Annotated in this window: 17 protein-coding genes and 1 tRNA gene; 9 read left to right on the top strand and 9 right to left on the bottom strand. The window is 46.9% G+C overall.

The features are described 5' to 3' along the window. Positions 1-20: 20 nt before the first annotated feature. Together GJR95_RS26355 and GJR95_RS26360 are read right to left on the bottom strand one after the other, a co-directional pair. A tRNA-Arg gene (locus GJR95_RS26355) sits at positions 21-92 on the bottom strand. Between the two features lie 175 nt (positions 93-267). Then, positions 268-1,419: an AI-2E family transporter gene (locus tag GJR95_RS26360; protein ID WP_162388700.1), complete on the bottom strand. Its 1,152-nt coding sequence runs from the start codon at positions 1,417-1,419 to the stop codon at positions 268-270. Between the two features lie 286 nt (positions 1,420-1,705). Between GJR95_RS26360 and GJR95_RS26365 the strand changes: the two genes are divergently transcribed. Continuing rightward, positions 1,706-2,413: a response regulator gene (locus GJR95_RS26365; protein WP_162388701.1), complete on the top strand. Its 708-nt coding sequence runs from the start codon at positions 1,706-1,708 to the stop codon at positions 2,411-2,413. 96 nt (positions 2,414-2,509) lie between these two features. Next, positions 2,510-3,544 (top strand): sensor histidine kinase, encoded by a 1,035-nt coding sequence (locus GJR95_RS26370; RefSeq protein WP_162388702.1) that lies wholly within the window; start codon positions 2,510-2,512, stop codon positions 3,542-3,544. Positions 3,545-3,573: 29 nt separating this feature from the next. Here GJR95_RS26370 and GJR95_RS26375 read toward each other — a convergent pair whose 3' ends face one another. Continuing rightward, positions 3,574-4,839 carry an aspartyl protease family protein gene (locus tag GJR95_RS26375; RefSeq protein ID WP_162388703.1) on the bottom strand — a complete coding sequence of 422 codons (1,266 nt, stop codon included), beginning with the start codon at positions 4,837-4,839 and terminating at the stop codon, positions 3,574-3,576. Between the two features lie 239 nt (positions 4,840-5,078). On the opposite strand from GJR95_RS26375, the gene tpiA reads away from it, so the two are divergent. Next, positions 5,079-5,843, top strand: coding sequence for a triose-phosphate isomerase (gene tpiA / locus GJR95_RS26380; protein WP_162388704.1), 765 nt, complete (start codon positions 5,079-5,081; stop codon positions 5,841-5,843). Positions 5,844-5,999: 156 nt separating this feature from the next. Continuing rightward, a complete protein-coding gene (locus tag GJR95_RS26385; RefSeq protein ID WP_162388705.1) occupies positions 6,000-6,518 on the top strand; it encodes a cupin domain-containing protein in 519 nt (172 codons plus the stop codon). 1 nt (position 6,519) lies between these two features. On the opposite strand, the gene GJR95_RS26390 is transcribed toward GJR95_RS26385, so the two are convergent. From GJR95_RS26390 to GJR95_RS26405, 4 genes are all read right to left on the bottom strand, one after another. Next, positions 6,520-7,575 (bottom strand): hypothetical protein, encoded by a 1,056-nt coding sequence (locus GJR95_RS26390; protein ID WP_174260231.1) that lies wholly within the window; start codon positions 7,573-7,575, stop codon positions 6,520-6,522. After that, on the bottom strand, positions 7,559-8,182 hold the full coding sequence (locus GJR95_RS26395; protein WP_162391870.1) for a hypothetical protein: 624 nt from the start codon (positions 8,180-8,182) through the stop codon (positions 7,559-7,561). The genes GJR95_RS26390 and GJR95_RS26395 overlap by 17 nt, the downstream gene beginning before the upstream one ends. A 15-nt stretch (positions 8,183-8,197) precedes the next feature. Next, a complete protein-coding gene (locus GJR95_RS26400; protein WP_162388707.1) occupies positions 8,198-8,758 on the bottom strand; it encodes an RNA polymerase sigma factor in 561 nt (186 codons plus the stop codon). A gap of 217 nt (positions 8,759-8,975) precedes the next feature. Continuing rightward, the gene (locus GJR95_RS26405) at positions 8,976-11,150 is read right to left on the bottom strand and encodes a S46 family peptidase (protein WP_162388708.1); all 2,175 of its coding nucleotides are present in this window, start codon (positions 11,148-11,150) and stop codon (positions 8,976-8,978) included. A gap of 193 nt (positions 11,151-11,343) precedes the next feature. On the opposite strand from GJR95_RS26405, the gene GJR95_RS26410 reads away from it, so the two are divergent. Continuing rightward, positions 11,344-11,526 (top strand): hypothetical protein, encoded by a 183-nt coding sequence (locus tag GJR95_RS26410; protein ID WP_162388709.1) that lies wholly within the window; start codon positions 11,344-11,346, stop codon positions 11,524-11,526. A gap of 62 nt (positions 11,527-11,588) precedes the next feature. Here the strand turns inward: GJR95_RS26410 and GJR95_RS26415 are convergent, their stop codons facing one another. Next, on the bottom strand, positions 11,589-12,929 hold the full coding sequence (locus GJR95_RS26415; protein WP_162388710.1) for an NAD(P)/FAD-dependent oxidoreductase: 1,341 nt from the start codon (positions 12,927-12,929) through the stop codon (positions 11,589-11,591). Between the two features lie 224 nt (positions 12,930-13,153). Between GJR95_RS26415 and GJR95_RS26420 the strand changes: the two genes are divergently transcribed. Then, positions 13,154-15,574, top strand: coding sequence for a TonB-dependent receptor (locus tag GJR95_RS26420; protein ID WP_162388711.1), 2,421 nt, complete (start codon positions 13,154-13,156; stop codon positions 15,572-15,574). A gap of 8 nt (positions 15,575-15,582) precedes the next feature. Continuing rightward, positions 15,583-16,488 carry a DUF4249 domain-containing protein gene (locus GJR95_RS26425; RefSeq protein ID WP_162388712.1) on the top strand — a complete coding sequence of 302 codons (906 nt, stop codon included), beginning with the start codon at positions 15,583-15,585 and terminating at the stop codon, positions 16,486-16,488. Positions 16,489-16,580: 92 nt separating this feature from the next. Here the strand turns inward: GJR95_RS26425 and GJR95_RS26430 are convergent, their stop codons facing one another. Continuing rightward, the gene (locus tag GJR95_RS26430) at positions 16,581-17,684 is read right to left on the bottom strand and encodes a chorismate mutase (RefSeq protein WP_162388713.1); all 1,104 of its coding nucleotides are present in this window, start codon (positions 17,682-17,684) and stop codon (positions 16,581-16,583) included. Positions 17,685-17,939: 255 nt separating this feature from the next. Between GJR95_RS26430 and GJR95_RS26435 the strand changes: the two genes are divergently transcribed. Both GJR95_RS26435 and GJR95_RS26440 read left to right on the top strand, forming a co-directional pair. Beyond that, entirely contained in the window at positions 17,940-19,196 is a 1,257-nt protein-coding gene (locus tag GJR95_RS26435) for a proline dehydrogenase family protein (protein ID WP_174260232.1), read from the top strand. An 80-nt stretch (positions 19,197-19,276) separates the two neighbouring features. Next, positions 19,277-20,077, top strand: coding sequence for a lipoprotein signal peptidase (locus GJR95_RS26440; RefSeq protein ID WP_162388714.1), 801 nt, complete (start codon positions 19,277-19,279; stop codon positions 20,075-20,077). The last annotated feature ends 76 nt before the right edge of the window (positions 20,078-20,153 follow it).

Consider the following 20,153-nt stretch of genomic DNA (forward strand, 5'->3'; position numbering starts at 1 on the left):
CCTTATTGAAATTTACTCAGTGCTCCCGAAGGGATTCGAACCCCTATCGTCGGTACCGGAAACCGAAATTCTATCCATTGAACTACGGAAGCAGGATTTCCCTATTTGGGAGTGCAAATATACTAGCTTTTGCGCTAATAACGCAAGTGGATCTCTAAGATGATTTAATAGGAGAACAATTAGACCTGTATGCAACCTGTCTTTCTTCGCTGTGTATTAGGCGATTTTTTGTGCAATGAGCTATAAATGAGCGCATAATAGTTACTGCTAGGTTTTCTCTTCGATCTCACCAATCTTTTTGGCCCGTTTAGGCAAATGCTCTGCCAATTGCTGGAAGTTCTTAATGGGTGGGCGGGGTTTTTCGGCTTCACCGATCAGGAATCCATAAGGATTTAGCGATTCGACCGCATCAAAAATAACTTTTAGAATGGCCGTCATCGGTAAAGCCAGAACAAGACCAGGAAATCCCCACACATTTTCCCACAAAATGAGCACAATAATGGCTGCCAATGGATTGATACTTACTTTCGAACCGACAATGTAAGGTGTAATAAAATTGCCTTCCAGAGTCTGGACAAATAGAAAAACACCAATCACACCCAGTGCTTTCAGGGGATTATCTTCCGTAACGAGCGCATAAGCTGCTGGTAGAAGCGAGCCTAGTGAAATGCCAAAGTAAGGGATGAGGACCAGACAGGCTCCGAAGAAGCCAAAGAAAATAGCATAATCGATACCCAGAATAAGCAGCCCCACGGTCATCAATGTGCCAATGATCAGAATGACAAGCACCAACCCGGCAAGGTAGTCTTTCACAACATTATAAATGCCACTTAGCACGGCATCGATCTTCGACCGTCGCGTACCATTAAATACTCTGTAAAAAAACGACCGGAAAAAGTCGCGGTAGAGCAGAAAGAAGAAAATAAATAATAATACCAGAAAAACATCCGTCAGGGTGCTGGTTGTGGCTAAGAGTGTACTGGTCAGAATAGTGCCCCCTTCAGACAGCGCCTGATTCAGGTATTTCCGGACTTCATTGACTTGTCGCTGACGGTCGATATTCAGGCGTTCATCGGCGTAGGTTTGAAGTTGAGCCAGATACTCATTGCCACGCTTGATTAATTGGGGTATTACTTCCGCAAAACTGCTGATCTGCATTGAGACGGCGTAAAGAATGCCGACAATAACGGCCAGTGTCAGGATTAAACACAACGTAATGGCTAGTATACGAGGCACCCGCCAATTTTCGAGCCGTTGTGCTAATGGAAAGAGGAGAACAGAGAAGAGAATTGCGAAGACCAGGGGAATCAGTAATCCCTGTAGGGCATGCAATCCGTAAATAATGATAACTAATGACAGTAATACGCAGGCAATTTTAGCGTATGAGGGGAGCTTAACCTCCCGTGCGCGAGTATCCATGATGCTGCATAAACGCTATTTAGAGACTAATCGTTATTTTCTTTTTGTGAATCGATAAATTAATGAGGAGCTAACTGATTTTCAACAGCTTTGTTTCTTAAGCGGTATGGCGTAACGTAGAAGGCTAATCGACTAGAAGTCAGTTACTAGGTAAGCGTAAAAAAGTTTGTTGGCTTGTTAAATTATTGTTAAGTATGTGTTCCTTAGGCGTAACGTTGTGGATAAGCCACGTAACTTCGGGGCAGCCTAAGCTAAAAATAGGCTTTTCTCACCAACTCTGCTTCACATGAGTGCTGCTAAAGCTGCTCAACCGCTGCATCGCATCTTAGTCGTAGACGACGACGCTGACATTGTCGAGATGCTCGAATACAATCTCGCCAAAGAAGGTTATGATGTCCGTACGGCAACTGACGGACGTAAAGCCGTCGAAATTGCACGGTCTTATTTACCCGAGCTGGTTATGCTCGATATTATGATGCCGCACTTGGACGGCATCGAGGCTGGTCGACAATTGCGTGACATTCCGGAGTTACGCCAGACCTACATTCTTTATCTGACAGCCCGCTCAGAGGAATACTCCGAGGTGGCCGCTTTTGATGTAGGTGCCGACGATTATATTACCAAGCCAATCAAACCACGAGCCTTGATGAGCCGGGTAAATGCTCTTTTCCGCCGGGAAGCGCAGAAAGCTGATCCAGGCGAACAGATCAATATTGCCGAATTGACGATTAATCGCAAAAATTATTCGGTCACTCAGGACGATAAGTCTGTGATTCTTCCAAAAAAAGAATTTGAATTACTGTTTTTCCTGGCACAGCATCCTAATAAGGTGTTCAGTCGAGAAGAACTCCTTCAAAAAATCTGGGGAGCAGACATCTATGTCCTCGAACGCACGGTAGACGTTCATATTCGTAAACTCCGCGAGAAAATTGGGGATACACATATCCGAACCCTCAAAGGTGTAGGGTATATGTTTACAGACCAACCCGAATAAGCGAATGAGTGAATTAGTGAATAGGCGAATATGTTTATTGAACAGTGGTTGGCTGACTAGCTCATTTGGCCAACCACTCATTCACTCATTCGTCTAATGTCCCTAAGTCCCCGATTTATTGCCCTGTTGCTGGCGTCGTTAATTTCGGCGCTGACGCTGGCGTTTTTGACGTTTGTGGAGGGCGTAACCAACAACATGCTGTTTGTGGTTGGTGTATCATCGTTTGTTATCTCGTTTTTTCTGGTATTATACGCGATTGAACTGCTGGTATTCCGGGAGGTCAATAAGATGTATAAGACGATCCACAAACTTAAAATCCGCGATTTTACGATCTCCCGTAAAACAATTATCAAGAACACCAATCCCTTCAAAAAGCTAAACGACGAAATTTTTGTCTATGTCGCTAAAAAACAGAAAGAGATTGATGAACTAAAGCGCCTGGAGCAATTTCGGCGCGAATTTCTGGCGGATGTTTCACACGAATTAAAAACGCCCATTTTTGCCGCTCAGGGCTTCATTCATACGCTTATCGACGGAGCCGTAGATGACGAACAAGTTCGGGATAAGTTTCTGTCGAAAGCTGCCAAAAGCCTGGATGGGCTCGATGCGCTGGTTAAGGATTTAGTCGCTCTCTCGCAGTTGGAAACCGGCGAAGTGAAAATGAGTTTCGAGCGGATCGATATTGCTCACGTGACTCAGGAGGTATTTGAACAACTAGAGAAAATTGCTCAGGCTAAACGTGCGTCTCTTAAGGTGCGTCTCGACCGGCCTGGTCCGGTTTGGGTAAAGGCCGATATGCAACGCATTACACAGGTGATGACCAACCTGATTGAAAACGCGATCAAATACGGCAATGAAAACGGGAAGGTTATCGTCAGTCTGGAAGAAGATAAGAAACACACGCTGATTTCTATTCGCGACGATGGCCCCGGTATTCCGCCAGAACATTTAAGCCGGATTTTTGAACGATTCTACCGGGTCGAAAAAAGCCGTTCCAAAGACCGGGGCGGCACGGGTTTGGGATTGGCAATCGTCAAGCATATTCTGAATGCTCACAAAGCCAAGATTACGGTGATGAGCAAACTGGAAAGAGGCACGACGTTTCGGTTTAAGTTAGAACGAATGGAATAGCCGAGACATGGTTATACCGTCGAGTTCGCTTAAATCAGTCGTTTTAAGGCAAAATTGGCAACGAAAATCTGACCGTTGCGCCTGACCAGCACCGACACTTCTTTTCCTTCGCCTTTTTGGAGTATTTTGTAAATATCGCTGATCGATAGTTCGCTAACCGAGCTATTGTTAACAAACAAAACTTCGTCACCCTCCTCAATGCCAGCCAAGGCAGCCGGCGAGCCTTCAATGATCTTGCCTACGTAATAGTTACGGAATCGCTCACCTTTTGCGCGGAGTTCTAATCCACTCATGTCGTGTTCAAACGATTCACGCATTAAACGTTTGATCGGCTTCATGACGATGTAGCGATCCGGATAATTAAACGTGACGTTAAACCGGCGTAATAACTCGCAGCCAACATTTCCCTGACGTTCGGGCATATCGACGAGTTTCATGCCAAAAGCGGCACTGTCTGGAAATGACGCCAGAATATTATCCAGCTCATACCGCCCAAATTTTACTTTCTGGATTCGGCCCATGCTGCCATTAATAACACCATTTAAGCCGCGGCCTAATTGTGCCCGAACAACTTTTGCGGGCAACGGCATCGCTGACGTACTTCTCGAACGATCGAGCAGGAGCGCATGACCGGCACCCGTATCTAAAACTACCCGAAGCGGCATTGATTTATCGCCGTCGAAAACAGCCAGCGCGTCGGTATAGGCTTTGGTGTCCTGAATGGTGATCGGATAGCGATCACCTTTCCGTTTTTTATACCGGTACTTTTTCGGCTGCATGATCATAAGCTCCCGGCGCTGAAAATCGACGTTTACCACAAAATTGGCAAAGAGCTCATAACCAAAAATACCATGAACCGGGGTTCCGACATACTCCGATAGCTTTAAAATATCTTCGTCCAGAATAACAAGGTTATGGTGCGAAGCACGCATACCGCCCATACTCAGGTTCGTATTGATCGCGATAGAAGCCGTTAAGTTGCCGCCTTCTCCCGCGCCGGTCAGCTTCACTTTGCGTGACAGGGTGAGCGGCTGCTTGCGGAAAATACTGGGGTCTGTGATGATTGTATTCCCAACTCCCGTATCTAAAATAAATTGCAGCGTATCGGAATCATTGATCTGGACGGGTACAATGATGAGATTTGAATGCAGCTGGAACGGAATTCGGGTCCATGAACGATTACCGGCGATATAAAAGCCGTAGCGGTCCCGATCTGGAGTATGCTTACGGTGATCATCACCCCAAGCCACCAAACCGGTGCAAAGCATGCAGATTATCAGGATCACCGCTTTCATGTAAATGTGTTTATGGCATTGAAATTACGTATTTTTTACTTGAATAACACAAAAAATAGATGACTGGTTTACTGAGTTAACAAACGGTCAACAGAGTATCTGGCCAACTGCGTAAAATTTAGCGCCGGGCCGCGTGGAGTGTTCGGCTGAAAACCCCTAATTTCGCCCGTAATTGATGAACATGAGTCCTGTTTGTTTAATTCGGATCAGTTGATTATTAGCACATTATTCCCTCTATTATGCGTAAAAAGATAGTTGCCGGTAACTGGAAAATGAACAAAACCTTCGAGGAAGCTAAAGCCCTGCTGTCGGAGGTTATCAATATGGTTAATGATGAAGTTACGGGCGATGTCGAGGTGGTACTTTGCCCACCAGCACTGTATCTGGCCGCTTCGCGTCAATATGTCGCGCAGGGTGGCAAGATTTCAATCGGAGCGCAAAATTGCCATGAGAAGGCATCGGGTGCCTACACGGGCGAAATTTCGGCTCCAATGCTCCAGTCGATCGGGGTTGACTATGTTATTCTGGGCCATAGCGAACGTCGGCAATATTTTGGCGAAACCAACGCACTCCTGGCAGAAAAGGTGAACATTGTTCTCGAAAATGGGCTGATACCAATCTTTTGCTGCGGTGAGTCACGCGATCTCCGTGAAAATGGGGATTATATTGGTTTCGTAAAAGATCAGGTCACAGAAAGCCTTTTTCACCTGTCGGCCGAATCGTTTGCTAAAATCGTCATTGCCTACGAACCGATCTGGGCTATTGGTACTGGCCTGACGGCTTCGTCGGCCCAGGCGCAGGATATGCACTTTGAGCTTCGTCAGCACATTGCCAGCCAATATGGTGATGCTATCGCTCAGGATATCACGATCCTTTACGGTGGTAGCGCTAATGAGAAAAATGCTGCCGAACTCTTCGCTCAACCCGATGTTGACGGAGGCCTCATTGGTGGAGCCTCGCTCAAGTCGCGGGAGTTTCTGACCGTTGTTAAGGCGCGTCAGTAACTAATTGAGCCAACCTGTTTTCCTGCGGGCCAGAGAACATAGAGGAGCAATGAGCTAAACTTATGTATTCTCTGGCCCTGACGGGAAATTGGTTCATAACCTGGCCAAGTCAATCTATAAAACACTGGGAATCGTATCGAGCCTGACCTGATCAGTATGACAGCAGCCTATTTTGTCCGGGCATTTACTATGCAACCTCATCCTGAGGGTGGCTACTTTGCCGAAACCTATCGCTCATTGGAAACGATTCCGCACTCGGCTTTACCAGATCGATTCACGGGCTCACGTACGTTCGGGACCGCGATTTATTTCCTGCTGGAAAGCCACCATGTTTCGGCGCTGCATCGAATTCAGGCGGACGAAATATGGCATTTCTACGCAGGTGGACCGCTGGAAGTGTTCGTGATTTCGCCAGCTGGCGAACTGAACGTTATACGGCTAGGCAATAATATCGATGAGGGTGATGTGTTTCAGGCTGTTGTACCTGCCGGATGCTGGTTTGGCTCAAAACCGGCTGATGGAAGTGCTTTTTCGCTGGTAGGCTGCACAGTTGCGCCCGGTTTCGACTTTGCCGACTTCGAAATGGCCGATCAGGATACGTTACTTCAGGCTTATCCTCAGCACCGGGAGGTGATCGAGAAATTAACTAAACCGCCTGGACCACAGGCGGTTTAGATTACCTGAAATTTACATTGCCAAACTTCGATACAACCCGGACTTTGGTGCCAGAGCCACTACCAATTTTGCCAATATACTGTTTGGTCAATCGTGGGCCAGAATGCCCGTTTTTATCCTCAGGCTGGCTCGTGAAGTGCATTGACTGTCCCGATGAATAGTTAAAGTTTCCATAGCTGACAGTCACGTCGAAGTCGCAGTTGTTACCGCTTTCCATGGGGAGCGCAACAGAGGAATAATTGGCCTGAATATCGACATTGTCGACTGTCTTCGGAAGCTGATCGATCCGGAATCCACCCGAAAAATCAAGTTTAATTCGTCCCGATTCGCGCAGGGTTCCAATCTTGGCGCCTGAATAATTGATATCGGCGTCGAGCTTGCCAACATTACCAATCGTCATTTTACCAAATTTATTATTCAGCGTTAGTACGTTTACACGGTCCAGATCAAGGCTTGCATAAGCGATGTCCAGCTTTCCTTCGTCGAGATTCCGGATATCGGCTTTTCCATAGGCTACATCTATATCGTTCTGACGACCGGTAAGTTCATCGGCGCTGAAGTTGCCATAACGGCAGTGAACAGAGAGTGGTGCATGAAACGAAGGTATGTTCGTATTGCCAAACTTGTTCCGAATTGTCAGAGCGTTTTGCTTGGGCATCATTACCTCGTAATTGATCTTTACAAAGTTCCGTTCGCCATTGCTTTTCCAGCTATTCATGCTCCAGTTCGACAGACTGTTCTGGCTAAAATTCGTGCGAATCAGGATCTGGTTGCCATTCCGTTTTTCTTCAATAGAGACGGCGTCTAAAAACCGTTGTACTCGTTCATCAGAATCTGAATTGGCTACGATGGTAATCTGAACACGGATTTCACTTTTATCCCACAGTCCAACTGATATCTGGCCAAATTGATTGTCAACGACCAGGTTATCTTTAGCGTCGACATCGAACAGCTTGATAATGGTTTTCTTTCGTTCAATCGCGCCGGTTTCAATCGGATCCTCTGCCCACGTCAATAAAGGGCATAGGACAAGCAGCAGGCTATACAGGGTTTTCATTAGTTTGCTGTTTAATACGCTTAATAACGCGCAACTGTTCATTGAGCAGGTTGATTTGAAGTTGCAGGTTTTGAATCATTGCTTCTATCAGCATTTCCTGATTCGGATTTTTAGGCAAATCGGCTTTCAGGGATTGATATGAATTTTCGAGCCGATTCAGATCCGTTGCAAATTCCTGATAGAGACTGGGATTATCTTCGGTCATGTGTTTCAGTTCATCGCGTTTGCCGTCGATCAGGCGGGTGTATTGAACCACTTCTTTTGCATAGGTCGGTCCAACTGCTACCACCTCGGGCTGATGGGTAACGCCATACTGATAGTTCATGTATAAAAAGCTCCCTGCCAGCAACAACACGGCAATGGATGCTGCTACCCGCCAGTCTAAGCCAGGCCAGCCTATTTGCATGCTGCCAAACCGCGACGGATTTTTATGTATAGTCTGAAACGGTGATGTATTGTTTGGCCGAGTTTCACCCACGGTGGATCCAGTCGATTGCTGTTTAGGCAACCCGGCTTCTATTTTTCGCCACAAATCAAGCGGAGGTTCTTTGTCATCAAAGGCCTCACGGTTGTCGCGTACGAAGCGTTCTAAATTATCTTTTCTCATCATTGGCTTTGTTGTTTATTGCAATAGTTCCAGCAACCTTTTTTTTCCACGTAAATACTGAGTTCTCGAAGTCGTTTCGCTGATTTTCAATACGTTACCGATCTCTTCGTGGTCGTAACCCTCGAACAAATACAACGATAACACAACGCGATATCCTTCGGGCAATTGTTGCATCGCCCGCCGAACCCGCTCGACCTCCAGCTGAGTTCCTTCTTCGTCATAAGGCTCTGGATCGGCAAAGTCGGGTCCATCGTCTTCCCCCAATCGATTTGATTCCAGATCGACAAGCTCCAGCCGACGGCTTCGCAGGTGATTAATGGCCCGGTTAACCACAATCTGCTTCAGCCACGCACCGAATGTACTCTGCCCCCGAAAAGACCCGATGTGGTTGAATGCATCCATGAACGCTTCCTGTAGTACATCTTCTGCTTCGGCCTCATGGTTGAGAATGCGCAGGCAGACGTTATACATCGCTTTGACGTACTGCTGGTAGAGTTCATACTGAGCCCGTCGCTCACCCTGTTGGCAGCGTTTGACCAGTTCAGCATGGCGATCCGGGTATGGTTTTGGTTCCAACAGCTTCAGCGTATTCTGTGGTTTAGGTTGTAATCACAGAAAAGATGGAAGAAAAAAGCGAATGTTGCACAGATATGTAAAAAATAATGTAGCTACGCTAAATAGATGGTGTCAGGCGTGCAATAAAGTAGATTTAGCTCCGTTCTTATCCTTTGTATATAGCTGATTTAGTGTGACAGACAGGCTTTTAGCTCAAAAACCTGTCTGTCACACTAAATTATTTTTTTGTAGAAATTTTATTAGCTGATCCCGTGGGGATCGTTCCGGTTAATTCACTGACGATCCGATCAGCCTTGTATATATAGCGCATGGCCGCTACGATCCCGCCAGTATGAACCGAGATTGTCCGGTTGGCATCCGGTACAAAAATAAATTCTCCCGGCAAACTTTCCATATTACCATCGAACGCCAGTCCGACCGCTTCCCGGTTTTTATTGATCATGGGGCTGCCTGAATTTCCACCAATAATGTCATTCGTGGAAATAAAACACATAGGTTGTTTAAGCAATTCGGCGGGTGGGTTTTTCCAGCGGGCGGGCAGATTCCACGGCGCTTTATCGGCAAACGAATAATTGCGGTCATAGAGTCCGGCAAATGTGGTTAGAATGGGTGCCTTTGTTCCGTTATAGTCATAGCTCTGCACGACACCATCATTAATCCGAAGCGAGAAGGTCGCATCGGGCGGTACGGCAGAACCATAAACATCGTAGAGCATTCGGCCCAGCTGACCGCGCAGCACCTCCTGTCGTTGCGAGATCTGCCGTGCCTGCCGTGCCGACGTTACATAACGGGGAAAACCGATACGAGCCAGAGCTAATAGCGGATCATTGGAAGCCGCTATGGCTCCCGGTCGGGTAGCCAGTTCTTTAACAAATGCCGGATCTTTCAACTTTGTGGTTTTAACCAGATAAGCAGCCGCTTCTTTGGGCGTTCGGTTTTTGCCGGAAGCTGTTTCAAATGCCGCTTTTATGTAAGGGTCGTCGTTACCCAGGCCAATTTGCGCTTCGGCCAGGTGAGCGGCCAGGTAGGCCTCTTCCAGTACAGCGCTTTTGACGTTTGGTGTGACAACCAGAGAACGTGCATTTTCGGCATCCTGCGGACGCGAGGTTAGTAACTCGCCATATTGTGTTAGAACATTGGCAAATGTGAGCAGCTCACCCATCATTCGCTCGCTCGGAGCCAAATAGTTGGCATCTCTGAACAGGCTCCGCAACTGTGCCGTATTAGCGGCCAGGTCATCCCAGGTTTTTAACTGATCGGTGGGGAGGTTCTTGGCTTTTGCTGCGGACTGAAACTGGCGTTCAAAGGTAGCCTTACGTGCTAATAAGCTTGCATCGCGCAGACCTGCCAATTGGCCGCCATACGCTTTGAGACTATTATCGTAGCTGAATATCTCATTTAAAATACTGTCATTTTTGGCGGTTGCATTATAGGACTTCAGGGCCGCAGACCGGTTACGCAGTAGCTGGATGGTTGCTGGTGTCTGTAGATCCCGGTCAAATTCGAGTTCGGCTACGGTTTTGAGCCGCTCGGTATGCCCCGGATTGCCAATGACAAAAATGGGCTCTCCATCGCGGACGCCGTTCGTGTTGAATTTGAAGAAATGGGTCGTTTGCAGTGGTTTTCCATTATCGTAAACCCGGAAAAAAGAGCAGTCAAGCGCATAACGGGGATAGGTGAAATTGTCATAATCACCGCCGAAAAAACCAAGCTGCAACTCGGGCATGAATACAAGCCGCACATCGGTATAGCGTTTGAAGCCGTAGAGTGCATATCGACCGCCATCATAGAATGTGATCGTTTGCAGTTCCAGTCCCTGCCAGCCTTCCTTGCTTCCATATTCCTGCTTTATGGTCGTAAAAGCCTGTTCACGAGCCTGCAACTGTGCCTGTTCGGAGCCAGCGACGTTCATCGCATCCTGAACCCGTTTCGTAATATCGTCGATCTTAACCAACTGATCGACAAACAGGCCATCCACTTTTCGTTCTTCGGTTAGGGTTTTTGCATAAAAACCAGTCGCATTCAGATCTTCGCCTTTACGGGTTACGCCCGTGCCCGACTCGCGGGCACAATGGTGGTTTGTCATCACCAGTCCATTGGCCGATACGAATGATGCCGAGCAGTAGTCCGCAAAACGTAATGAAGCCAGCCGGGCTTCATCAAACCATTTTTCGTCGGGTTTAAAGTTGTACGTCTTCGTAAAATAGTCCTTGGGTGGACTGTCGAAGGTCCACATTTTCCCCAGGTCGAGCGGGCCACCTATGGCGCTATCGGATTGGTCGGCCGACGCGGCTGCAGAATAGGATTGTGTCGTTTGCGCAGAGAGTGGGCCGACCAGGTTGGCTATCAATGCAGCTGTCAGCAAAGTGGAGCGAAGGTTGATCCTATGCATCAGAGAAAAGGAGCTGTTAATCAATAAAACGTGAATTTAAGGGCAAACGTTTTACAGGAAGTTATTTTATCCTTCGGCAATAGGTCTTTTCAGGGGCCGAAAACTTTTAACCGAAGCTTAATTATAAGCCTTTAATCAATTGTTGATCATACACATCTAACCTATGAATTGCGTAAAAAACAGATCCATAGTTATGAAAACGAATAAATTGCTTGGGCTCCTGACAGCACTAGTTCTGCTCGTATCAGTGGCCGGTTGTGCCCCGGCCTATTATGGCAACCGTTACGGTAGTTATCACGGACGGCATCATCATCCATACGCGGCTCGTCCGGTTCCACCCCGGCCTTATGGAGGCTATGGGCATCCGGGCTGGTAGATCAGATTTTGTGTCAAATGCGACGGGGCGCTTCTGAAGCGCCCCGTCGCATTTGACATTTATCAGCTCATTTCATTTTTCAGCATAATTTCCTGCCCAACCTTATCGTCTTTTCGAACAAAAGGCCGAATAATGATCCGGGTGCCTCGCTGATAGGTGAAGAGTCGATAGATCCAGTTACTGAAAACGATCAATTTACTGCGGAACCCGACCAAATACCAGATGTGAACAAACAGCCACGCCATCCAGGCAATGAACCCGCCGAGATGCACATTGCCCGGTAAGTCGGCTACGGCACGGCTACGCCCAACAATGGCCAGCGATCCTTTATCGAAGTATTCGAAGGGCTCGGTAGGCTCGTTCTTCATTAACCGGCGTAGATTTTTGGCCAGATGAACGCCCTGCTGAATAGCGGGTTGCGCAACACCGGGGTGGCCTTTCGGGTATTTTTCCAGCTTCATAAAGGCAATATCCCCGATAGCAAATACATCGGTCATCCCCTGGATACGATTAATCGGATCGACCAGAATTCGTCCTTTTTCTATTGACTCTGCTGGTATACCCTCAATCAGTGCTCCTGTAACCCCAGCCCCCCATACCAGTGTCTGGGTTTTAATCTGTTCTCCCCCTTTGAAGGTTACCGTCTCGCCATCGTACGATTCGACCAGCGTATTTAATTTGACAACAACGCCAAGGTCTTCGAGGTAACGTTGTGCTTTCTGTCCGGCTTCATCCGACATAGGCGGCAATACCTTGCCTAAGCCCTCCACGATATAGATTTTCATCTCACTGAAATCCAGTCCAGGATAATCGTTTGGCAGGACGTGTTTACGCATTTCGGCCAGCGATCCGGCCATTTCAACACCGGTTGGACCGGCTCCGGCAATGACGAACGTCAGTAGACTTTGTCGTTCCGCCGAATCGGTGGTGACGCTGGCCTGTTCAAAACATTGCAGAAACTGACTCCGGACGTTGAGGGCTTCCGGAATGGTTTTAAGCGGGAATGAGTATTTCTGGATCTGCTCATTCCCGAAAAAATTGGATTTTGAGCCAGTAGCAATAACTAGGTAATCGTAATGCAGGTCACCGATCAACGTAGTCACGGTTTTGGTGGCAGGGTCAATCTTGTTGACCCGCACCATCCGGTAATGAAAGTCGGTGTGCCCATCGAACATCTTTCGGAAAGGTTCGGCAATGGCATCCGGCTCCAGACCGGCAGTTGCTACCTGATAGAGCAGCGGCCAGAAACCGTTATAATTTTGTTTATCGAACAGCACTACCTGCACATCCTTATCTTTCAGGCTCTTGGCTAAATTCATGCCGCCGAACCCTCCACCTATAATGACGACGCGCGGTTTAGCCGTATCGGGTATGTTGAGCGAAAGTTTATCGAATTGAAGCATTGTCGTGAAGTTTTTGTCCAGAGGTTGTTTCTGCTTGTATTACCTAATAATCAGGTGTTTTGTTTCATAGAACGACCGGAAAGTAAGCGGGCAGAAAACGATAACCTTCTACTATATATACGTTTTTTTAGCAGAAAAGGTTAATATATTAAGTAGCTTTGTTGTTCTCCCGACCAACGTTATCAAGCCTCCCTACGGTCCAATCTGCTTTTTGATTAGTTTGTATGCGTTTAGGTCTATGCGGTCTGATAAGCTTTTTATTTTTTTGCCATTGTACACAGGGGCAGAATCCGTCCAGACGGGCTACGATTAGCGGTTATGTTCGCGAAATTGGTAGCCAGGAGGCTCTGATTGGTGTCAATGTGTATGTGCCCGGCACAACGACCGGTACAACAACCAATACTTACGGTTTCTATTCACTGACGTTGCCTATGCAGGACAGCCTGCGGTTAGCGTATTCGTTTGTTGGGTACGAAACGGTTCTGCATACGAGCCAATTGCGGACCAGCCAAACGATAAACATCGATTTAACGCCGGGGCAGGCACTGGCAGAGGTTGATGTGAAGGCCGGGCCAAGAGGTGAAAAAGTCAGTGAGAGCGCGCAGATGAGTACGATTGACATACCCATTGCGCAAGTCAAGAAGATTCCGGCCTTTCTGGGCGAGAAAGATGTATTGAAAGTAATACAGTTGATGCCGGGTGTACAGAAAGGTTCGGAAGGGCAAACCGGTATTTATGTACGGGGTGGTGGACCAGACCAGAATCTGGTTATACTGGATGATGCGATTGTTTATAATGCCAGCCATTTATTCGGCTTTTTTTCGGTCTTCAACGGCGACGCTATCAAGAGCGTTGAGTTAATAAAAGGCGGCTTCCCTGCTCGCTTCGGCGGACGATTATCGTCGGTTATTGAACTGAACCTAAAAGATGGTAACCGCGAAAAACTCCACGGCGAAGGCGGTATTGGGCTTATTGCATCGAGACTTACCCTCGAAGGGCCATTAACGAGAAATAAAAAAACGGGCCAGCGTTCTGGGTCGTTTCTGCTATCGGGCCGTCGTACTTATCTGGATATTCTGGCCGCTCCACTGATCAATGCCGAAACGCGGGGACAAACGAAAATTGGGTATTATTTCTACGACCTTAATGCCAAGGCCAACTATGATCTAGGGGCCAAAGACAAACTTTATCTGAGTGGCTATTTTGGCCGCGACAAATTCCATTCCCGTGATAAAGTAGAAAATTCAGATACCGATTTGAGTTGGGGCAATGCCACCGGGACGTTGCGCTGGAACCATCTGTTCAACCAGAAGCTATTTTCAAATAGTTCGTTGATTTTCAGTGATTACAAGTTCCAAATTGCTTCCGTAGAGCGCGGAACGACTGATAATCAGCTTTATTCGCTCCAGTACAATTCCGGTATTCGTGATTTCTCCCTGAAATATGATCTCGATTATTACCCATCGCCTGAACATTCGGTAAGGGCAGGCCTACAAAGTACCTACCACCGATTTACACCCAGCGCGGTTGTTTTGCAGAACTCCGCCATCAGCCAGTTGACTAGTAATGTCAGTACAATCGACGTTGTCGAGTCGGGTGTTTATGCAGAGGATACCTGGCGTCCGTCCAGCCGTTGGCGCGTGAATGGCGGGTTACGATTCAGCTATTTCAAGCAGAAAGATGTTGGTTATTTTCGGCCGGAGCCTCGATTGTCGGGAGCTTTTATGATTAAATCCGATTTGTCGGTCAAGGCATCATATGCGCTCATGAATCAGTACGTTCATTTGCTGTCGAATACGGGTATTGGATTGCCTACCGACTTGTGGGTACCTACTACCGATCGGGTGAAGCCTCAACAATCGCAACAGGTTGCCATAGGTGTTGCTAAAGATTTTGTCGATAAAGGTTTAACGTTAACGGTGGAGGGCTATTACAAGGCGATGAACAACATCATTAATTATAAAGAAGGCGCCAGTTTTCTGTTAATTAATGACCCCACATCGGCAAACAGCGTTCGTTGGGAAGATAATGTTACAGCTGGGCGGGGCTGGTCGTATGGTGCTGAGTTTCTTTTGCAAAAAAAAATAGGCCGTTTTTCGGGCTGGACGGGCTATACACTCTCGTGGACGCAGTGGCAATTTGCCGAGCTAAACAACGGTCAATCATTTTATCCGCGCTATGATCGGCGGCACGATATTTCATTGGTTGGCATCTATGAACTAAACAAGCGCATCACGTTGTCGGCTACCTGGGTCTATGGTACAGGCAACGCGCTGACAATGCCACTTAGCCGATACAATGCCGACCGGCCAGGAATGTCGTTTTCATCTGTAGATGGCGGGAGTGGCCTGATTCAGGGCCTTTTCCAGAATGGACGTATTGTCGAAGATTATGGTAATCAAAAGAATAGCTTCCGAGCCGAAGCCTATCATCGATTCGATGTAAGCATACAGTTTCACAAGCAGAAGAAACATCACGAACGGACCTGGGAGGTCAGCTTTTATAATCTATACAATCGTCGGAACCCGTATTTCTACCGACTTGAAGCCGTGAACTCAACGGCAACCGACCCAGGCCGAACGGCTTTGTTCCGTTATTCTGTTTTTCCAATTGTTCCATCTGTCAGTTACAATTTTAAATTCTGATTGGCCGTATGAAGGTTATCCTGTTTTTGATTGGTCTATTGCTCACAACGTCTCTTTTCTGGGGATGCGGTAGTCTGCGGAATGAAGTTGATCCGGGCGAATTAGGTGCCGAAACTGCTAAACTGGTCGTTAGCAGTTTCTTATCGCCACAAGATTCCTTATTAACCGTAAAACTAACGCGTTCCCGTACTGTCGTGGGCGATAGTATTGGCGGATCGATCGATGGCGAGAATGTTACAGATGCTACCGTTACGCTGTCGGATGGGAGTCGATCGGTAGGCCTACGTTATAAAGCAGATAATCAGCCTTATTATAGCATAACTGCCAAACAACTGCCCATTGCAGTGGGTAAGACCTATACGCTTACGGTTCAAACGCCTAAAGGTGAGCAGGCGACGAGCACTTGTACCATACCTGGGCCGGTTAGTGTAAGTGCAGTAACTTTTGACTCGCTGGCCAGTGGCCGGAATCAGCGATATTTTGTGCAGCCTCGATGGAAGGACCCAGCTGGACAGCCTAATTATTATCAGGCTGCAGGCGTTTTTGTATTTGTTGTGAAAAACCAGGTGGAGTTCAGTAATCTGTCGTTTGACGATGATAATCGAGGTTTGTTCTCAGATGCTGGAATCGATGGCAATGCAATGATAACCGGAAGAGCTTATCTTAATGGATCGACTTTGTCGACCAGTGATCAGCCTGTAGGCTTTTTCAGGCAGTACAGAACGGCTTCGGTAACAATTAATTTATTTAGTGTAGAGCAATCGTATTACCAATATTGGTCAGCCGTGTTGCGTCAAAGACGGGTACGTAACAATCCGTTTGCTGAACCGGTGCTAATTCCCAGTAATATACAGGGTGGACTTGGCTGTTTTGCTGGCTATAATAATGCAACATTTTTGCTTAAACTGAAGTAATTGTCGGGTAGTTTAGGCGAGTGGTTATAAAAACAAATGGGTAATCAGGGACGATTTGCCCTAATTACCCATTTATACTGGTTACCTAAAAACTAGACGCCCTGAACAGCGCTATGGATGATCTCGGTCTGTTTCCGGATCGATTCCATGTGGATGATTTTGTAAATTTCTTCCACAAGCTCAGGATATAAACCCAGCTTTTGACCTAAATCAGTACGGGTTTTCAAAATTTCTTTCCAGCGATCAGGCTGAAATAAGGTCACATTATTGTCGCGCTTATACTCTGCCAGGCGCTCAACGAGAGCCATGCGAGCTGCCAGCATTTCAACTATCTGCCGGTCTACGTTATCAATGCTGCGCCGTGATTGCTCCATGAAGCCTTGGAATTCAAGGTTTTGCGATTCAACCTGGCGAATTTGCAGATGATCGAGCATCTCACCAAAAGCCGCTGGTGTAAGCTGTTGAGCCGCATCACTCCACGCTTTATCCGGATCGATGTGTGACTCAACAATCAGACCGTCGTAGTTGAGGTCCATTGCCATCTGAGCCAATTCGTTCAGATAAGCTCGTTTACCCGCCATGTGGCTTGGATCACCAATAATGGGCAGTTGTGGGAAAATGGACTTTAGCTCGATCGCCATTTGCCACATGGGCACGTTACGATATTTGCTGGCTTCGCCCGTAGCAAATCCACGGTGAATAGCGCCCAGTTTTTTAATGCCTGCTCCTGCCAGACGCTCAAAAGCACCTACCCACAGCGCCAGATCCGGATTAACCGGATTTTTCACTAAGACAGGTACGTCAACACCACGCAGCGCATCGGCGATTTCCTGTACATTGAATGGGTTAACCGTTGTGCGGGCGCCTACCCACAGAATGTCAACGCCATATTTTAGAGCCAGTTCGATGTGCTCAGGCGTGGCTACCTCAACCGCAAAGGGTAACCCCGTTTCGGCTTTGGCCCGCTGAATCCAGGGTAGAGCAGCTTCGCCCATACCTTCAAAACTGCCGGGCCGGGTACGAGGCTTCCAAACGCCAGCTCGAATGACGTGAACGGCCCCTAGTTCTTTTAACTGGCGGGCGGTTTCAACTAACTGATCTTCGGTCTCGGCGCTGCATGGGCCAGCGATGATCAGGGGCTTGCCGTTGGTCTCAATCCACGATCCAAGCGGTTCTACGGCTAATTCTACTTTCATACTCTAAACGCTAATCTGCGAGTATCACCTATACTCTATGGGGAACTTTCAATGCAAATTTATAGTATATTTGCAGAAGGAACCAGCTGTCAGTCAAGCTAGTTCCTTCATTTGTCTAAAACTGTTTTTACTTTATCAAACAGGTCGTATTCGTAATTTTAACTTATTGACCGAAATTTCGTTATATATTTCGGTCGTGTAAGACGAATACGAACCTAAGCTATAGATGGAGCGCCGTCAGAACGGAGCACTGATATGTCGAACCGAAGTAATGTAATGCCGGAGACCGTCGAACGGTTCAATGGCTCATTTCAGGCTGGGCCGCGTACGAGCCAACTAAAGCCTGTCTCTTTCGAGGACACTTCGATTGCTTTTTCTTCCCAGTCGAATTTCAAACTACGAAAGACTTACTGGTTATTTGCGTTGATGAATCAGGGATGGCTGGTAAATTTAGGGACTTTTTTTATAAAGATTGCCCTACGCCTTCATCTCCCCATCAAATTCCTCATTAAAAATACGATTTTTGAACAGTTCTGCGGAGGGGAAAGTATTCAGGATTCTGAAAAAACCATCAAGCACCTGCATGACGTTCATGTCGGAACAATCCTTGACTATTCGGTTGAAGGTGAGGAAAACGAAAAAAGTTTCGATGAAACAACACTCGAAATTCTATGCACCATTGAGCGGGCCAGCAAATCGGATGATATTCCGTTTTCTGTCTTTAAAATAACGGGCCTTGCTTCTACCGATCTCCTGGAAGCTGTTCAAATCGGGGATTCGCTCAATAAAGAACAAAAAACGCAGTTTGATCAGGTTTTAAATCGGGTCAATACTCTTTGCCGACGGGCCTACGAACGTAATGTTCGTGTTTTCATTGATGCCGAAGAAAGCTGGATTCAGGATACGATCGATACACTGGCCTACGAAATGATGGATCGTTATAATCATGAGCGGCCAGTCGTTTATAATACGTATCAGATGTATCGCTGGGAGAGTCTGGACCGTCTTCGTCGTGATGTTAACGAAGCTCATGCGAAAGGCTATTTCCTTGGTGCTAAATTAGTTCGGGGCGCCTATCTGGAAAAAGAACGGCTTCGTTCACACGAAGAGGAATATCAAGACCCAATTCAGGCGACGAAAGAAGATACAGATCGGGATTTTAATGCAGCGATCGACTTTTGTCTGGAAAATCGGGATATTGTGTCATTCTGTTTAGGCACACATAATGAATACAGTTGCGAGTATTGTATTCAGCAAATGAAGCGATTAAGCATCGAACCGGGTGATCCGCACATTTATTTCGCGCAATTACTCGGAATGAGTGATAATATATCCTATAACCTTGCTAATGCGGGGTACAATGTGGCCAAGTATGTGCCTTATGGACCCGTTGAAGCTGTAATGCCTTATTTGTTCCGTCGGGCCGATGAAAATAAATCCATTGCCGGACAGAGTAGTCGGGAGTTTACGCTGGTTAGTGATGAATTGAAACGCCGTAAAGGTTGTAATTGATTTTTGCGGATAGGCACAGTATCTTTTGCTGTGCTTTACTGTTTTATAACGGCACAGCAGCAATGCTGTGCCTGCCTTTTATGATTAAGAAAAGTCCCCTAAAATTTTTTCTGCTCACCCTGATACTGATTGCCATTGACCAGGGTGTGAAATTAGCCGTTCATTTTTATATGGCTCCTGGCTTTGCCGGGCAAATAAAACTGGCTGGAGACTGGCTCAAATTGCATTACGTATTGAATCCAGGCATGGCGTTTGGCATGCAATTGGGGTATGAATACGGCAAATTACTGCTGAGCGTATTCCGGCTTTTTGCCATGGTTGGTATCGGTTATTATTTGGTTCATCTGGCACACCGAGGGGCACCGAATGGTTTACTGTGGGCAATGGCAATGATTCTGGCTGGTGCAGTTGGCAATGTCATCGATAGCACATTTTATGGGGTCTTTCTGAATAATGCACCGTACGGATCGCCAACGCCCTGGTTTCACGGACAGGTGATCGATATGGTTTTTATTGATGTCTGGGAGGGTTTTATTCCTGAATGGGTCCCTGTTTGGGGTGGACAGTATTATTCGACGCCAATTTTCAATATTGCCGATTCCTGTATCTTTATTGGTGTCTGCCTGATTCTGCTCTTTCAGCGTCGTTTTTTTGGTGGCCATACGATCGAAGACGGATTATTGCCAATATCAGGGCCTGATGCTACGCAAGCAGAGGTTTTACCGATGTCTGAACTGGTTGATGACGAACAGCACGAACATCAATCTAACGATGTTGATGAGCCATCTGCTGCGACCGATACAGAGGATGAATTAAAAGCGTCTGCTTCACCTGAGTCGTCAGAATCTGTTATATCGGAAGAGCAAAAGGATCGGGATTAAGCTTACTACATTCTGGCCTTAGCAAAGACGACCCTCATAAAAAAAGCCTGGAATTTCTCATGAAACTCCAGGCTTT

It is taken from the genome of Spirosoma endbachense (genome assembly GCF_010233585.1).
In the GTDB taxonomy this organism is placed as follows: Bacteria; Bacteroidota; Bacteroidia; order Cytophagales; family Spirosomataceae; genus Spirosoma; species Spirosoma endbachense.

Coding starts and splice junctions, on each gene's coding strand:
- GJR95_RS26360 (WP_162388700.1), bottom strand. CDS start 1,419: ATGGATACTCGCGCACGGGAGGTTAAGCTCCCCTCATACGCTAAAATT.
- GJR95_RS26365 (WP_162388701.1), top strand. CDS start 1,706: ATGAGTGCTGCTAAAGCTGCTCAACCGCTGCATCGCATCTTAGTCGTA.
- GJR95_RS26370 (WP_162388702.1), top strand. CDS start 2,510: ATGTCCCTAAGTCCCCGATTTATTGCCCTGTTGCTGGCGTCGTTAATT.
- GJR95_RS26375 (WP_162388703.1), bottom strand. CDS start 4,839: ATGAAAGCGGTGATCCTGATAATCTGCATGCTTTGCACCGGTTTGGTG.
- tpiA (WP_162388704.1), top strand. CDS start 5,079: ATGCGTAAAAAGATAGTTGCCGGTAACTGGAAAATGAACAAAACCTTC.
- GJR95_RS26385 (WP_162388705.1), top strand. CDS start 6,000: ATGACAGCAGCCTATTTTGTCCGGGCATTTACTATGCAACCTCATCCT.
- GJR95_RS26390 (WP_174260231.1), bottom strand. CDS start 7,575: ATGAAAACCCTGTATAGCCTGCTGCTTGTCCTATGCCCTTTATTGACG.
- GJR95_RS26395 (WP_162391870.1), bottom strand. CDS start 8,182: ATGAGAAAAGATAATTTAGAACGCTTCGTACGCGACAACCGTGAGGCC.
- GJR95_RS26405 (WP_162388708.1), bottom strand. CDS start 11,150: ATGCATAGGATCAACCTTCGCTCCACTTTGCTGACAGCTGCATTGATA.
- GJR95_RS26410 (WP_162388709.1), top strand. CDS start 11,344: ATGAAAACGAATAAATTGCTTGGGCTCCTGACAGCACTAGTTCTGCTC.
- GJR95_RS26415 (WP_162388710.1), bottom strand. CDS start 12,929: ATGCTTCAATTCGATAAACTTTCGCTCAACATACCCGATACGGCTAAA.
- GJR95_RS26420 (WP_162388711.1), top strand. CDS start 13,154: ATGCGTTTAGGTCTATGCGGTCTGATAAGCTTTTTATTTTTTTGCCAT.
- GJR95_RS26425 (WP_162388712.1), top strand. CDS start 15,583: ATGAAGGTTATCCTGTTTTTGATTGGTCTATTGCTCACAACGTCTCTT.
- GJR95_RS26430 (WP_162388713.1), bottom strand. CDS start 17,684: ATGAAAGTAGAATTAGCCGTAGAACCGCTTGGATCGTGGATTGAGACC.
- GJR95_RS26435 (WP_174260232.1), top strand. CDS start 17,940: ATGTCGAACCGAAGTAATGTAATGCCGGAGACCGTCGAACGGTTCAAT.
- GJR95_RS26440 (WP_162388714.1), top strand. CDS start 19,277: ATGATTAAGAAAAGTCCCCTAAAATTTTTTCTGCTCACCCTGATACTG.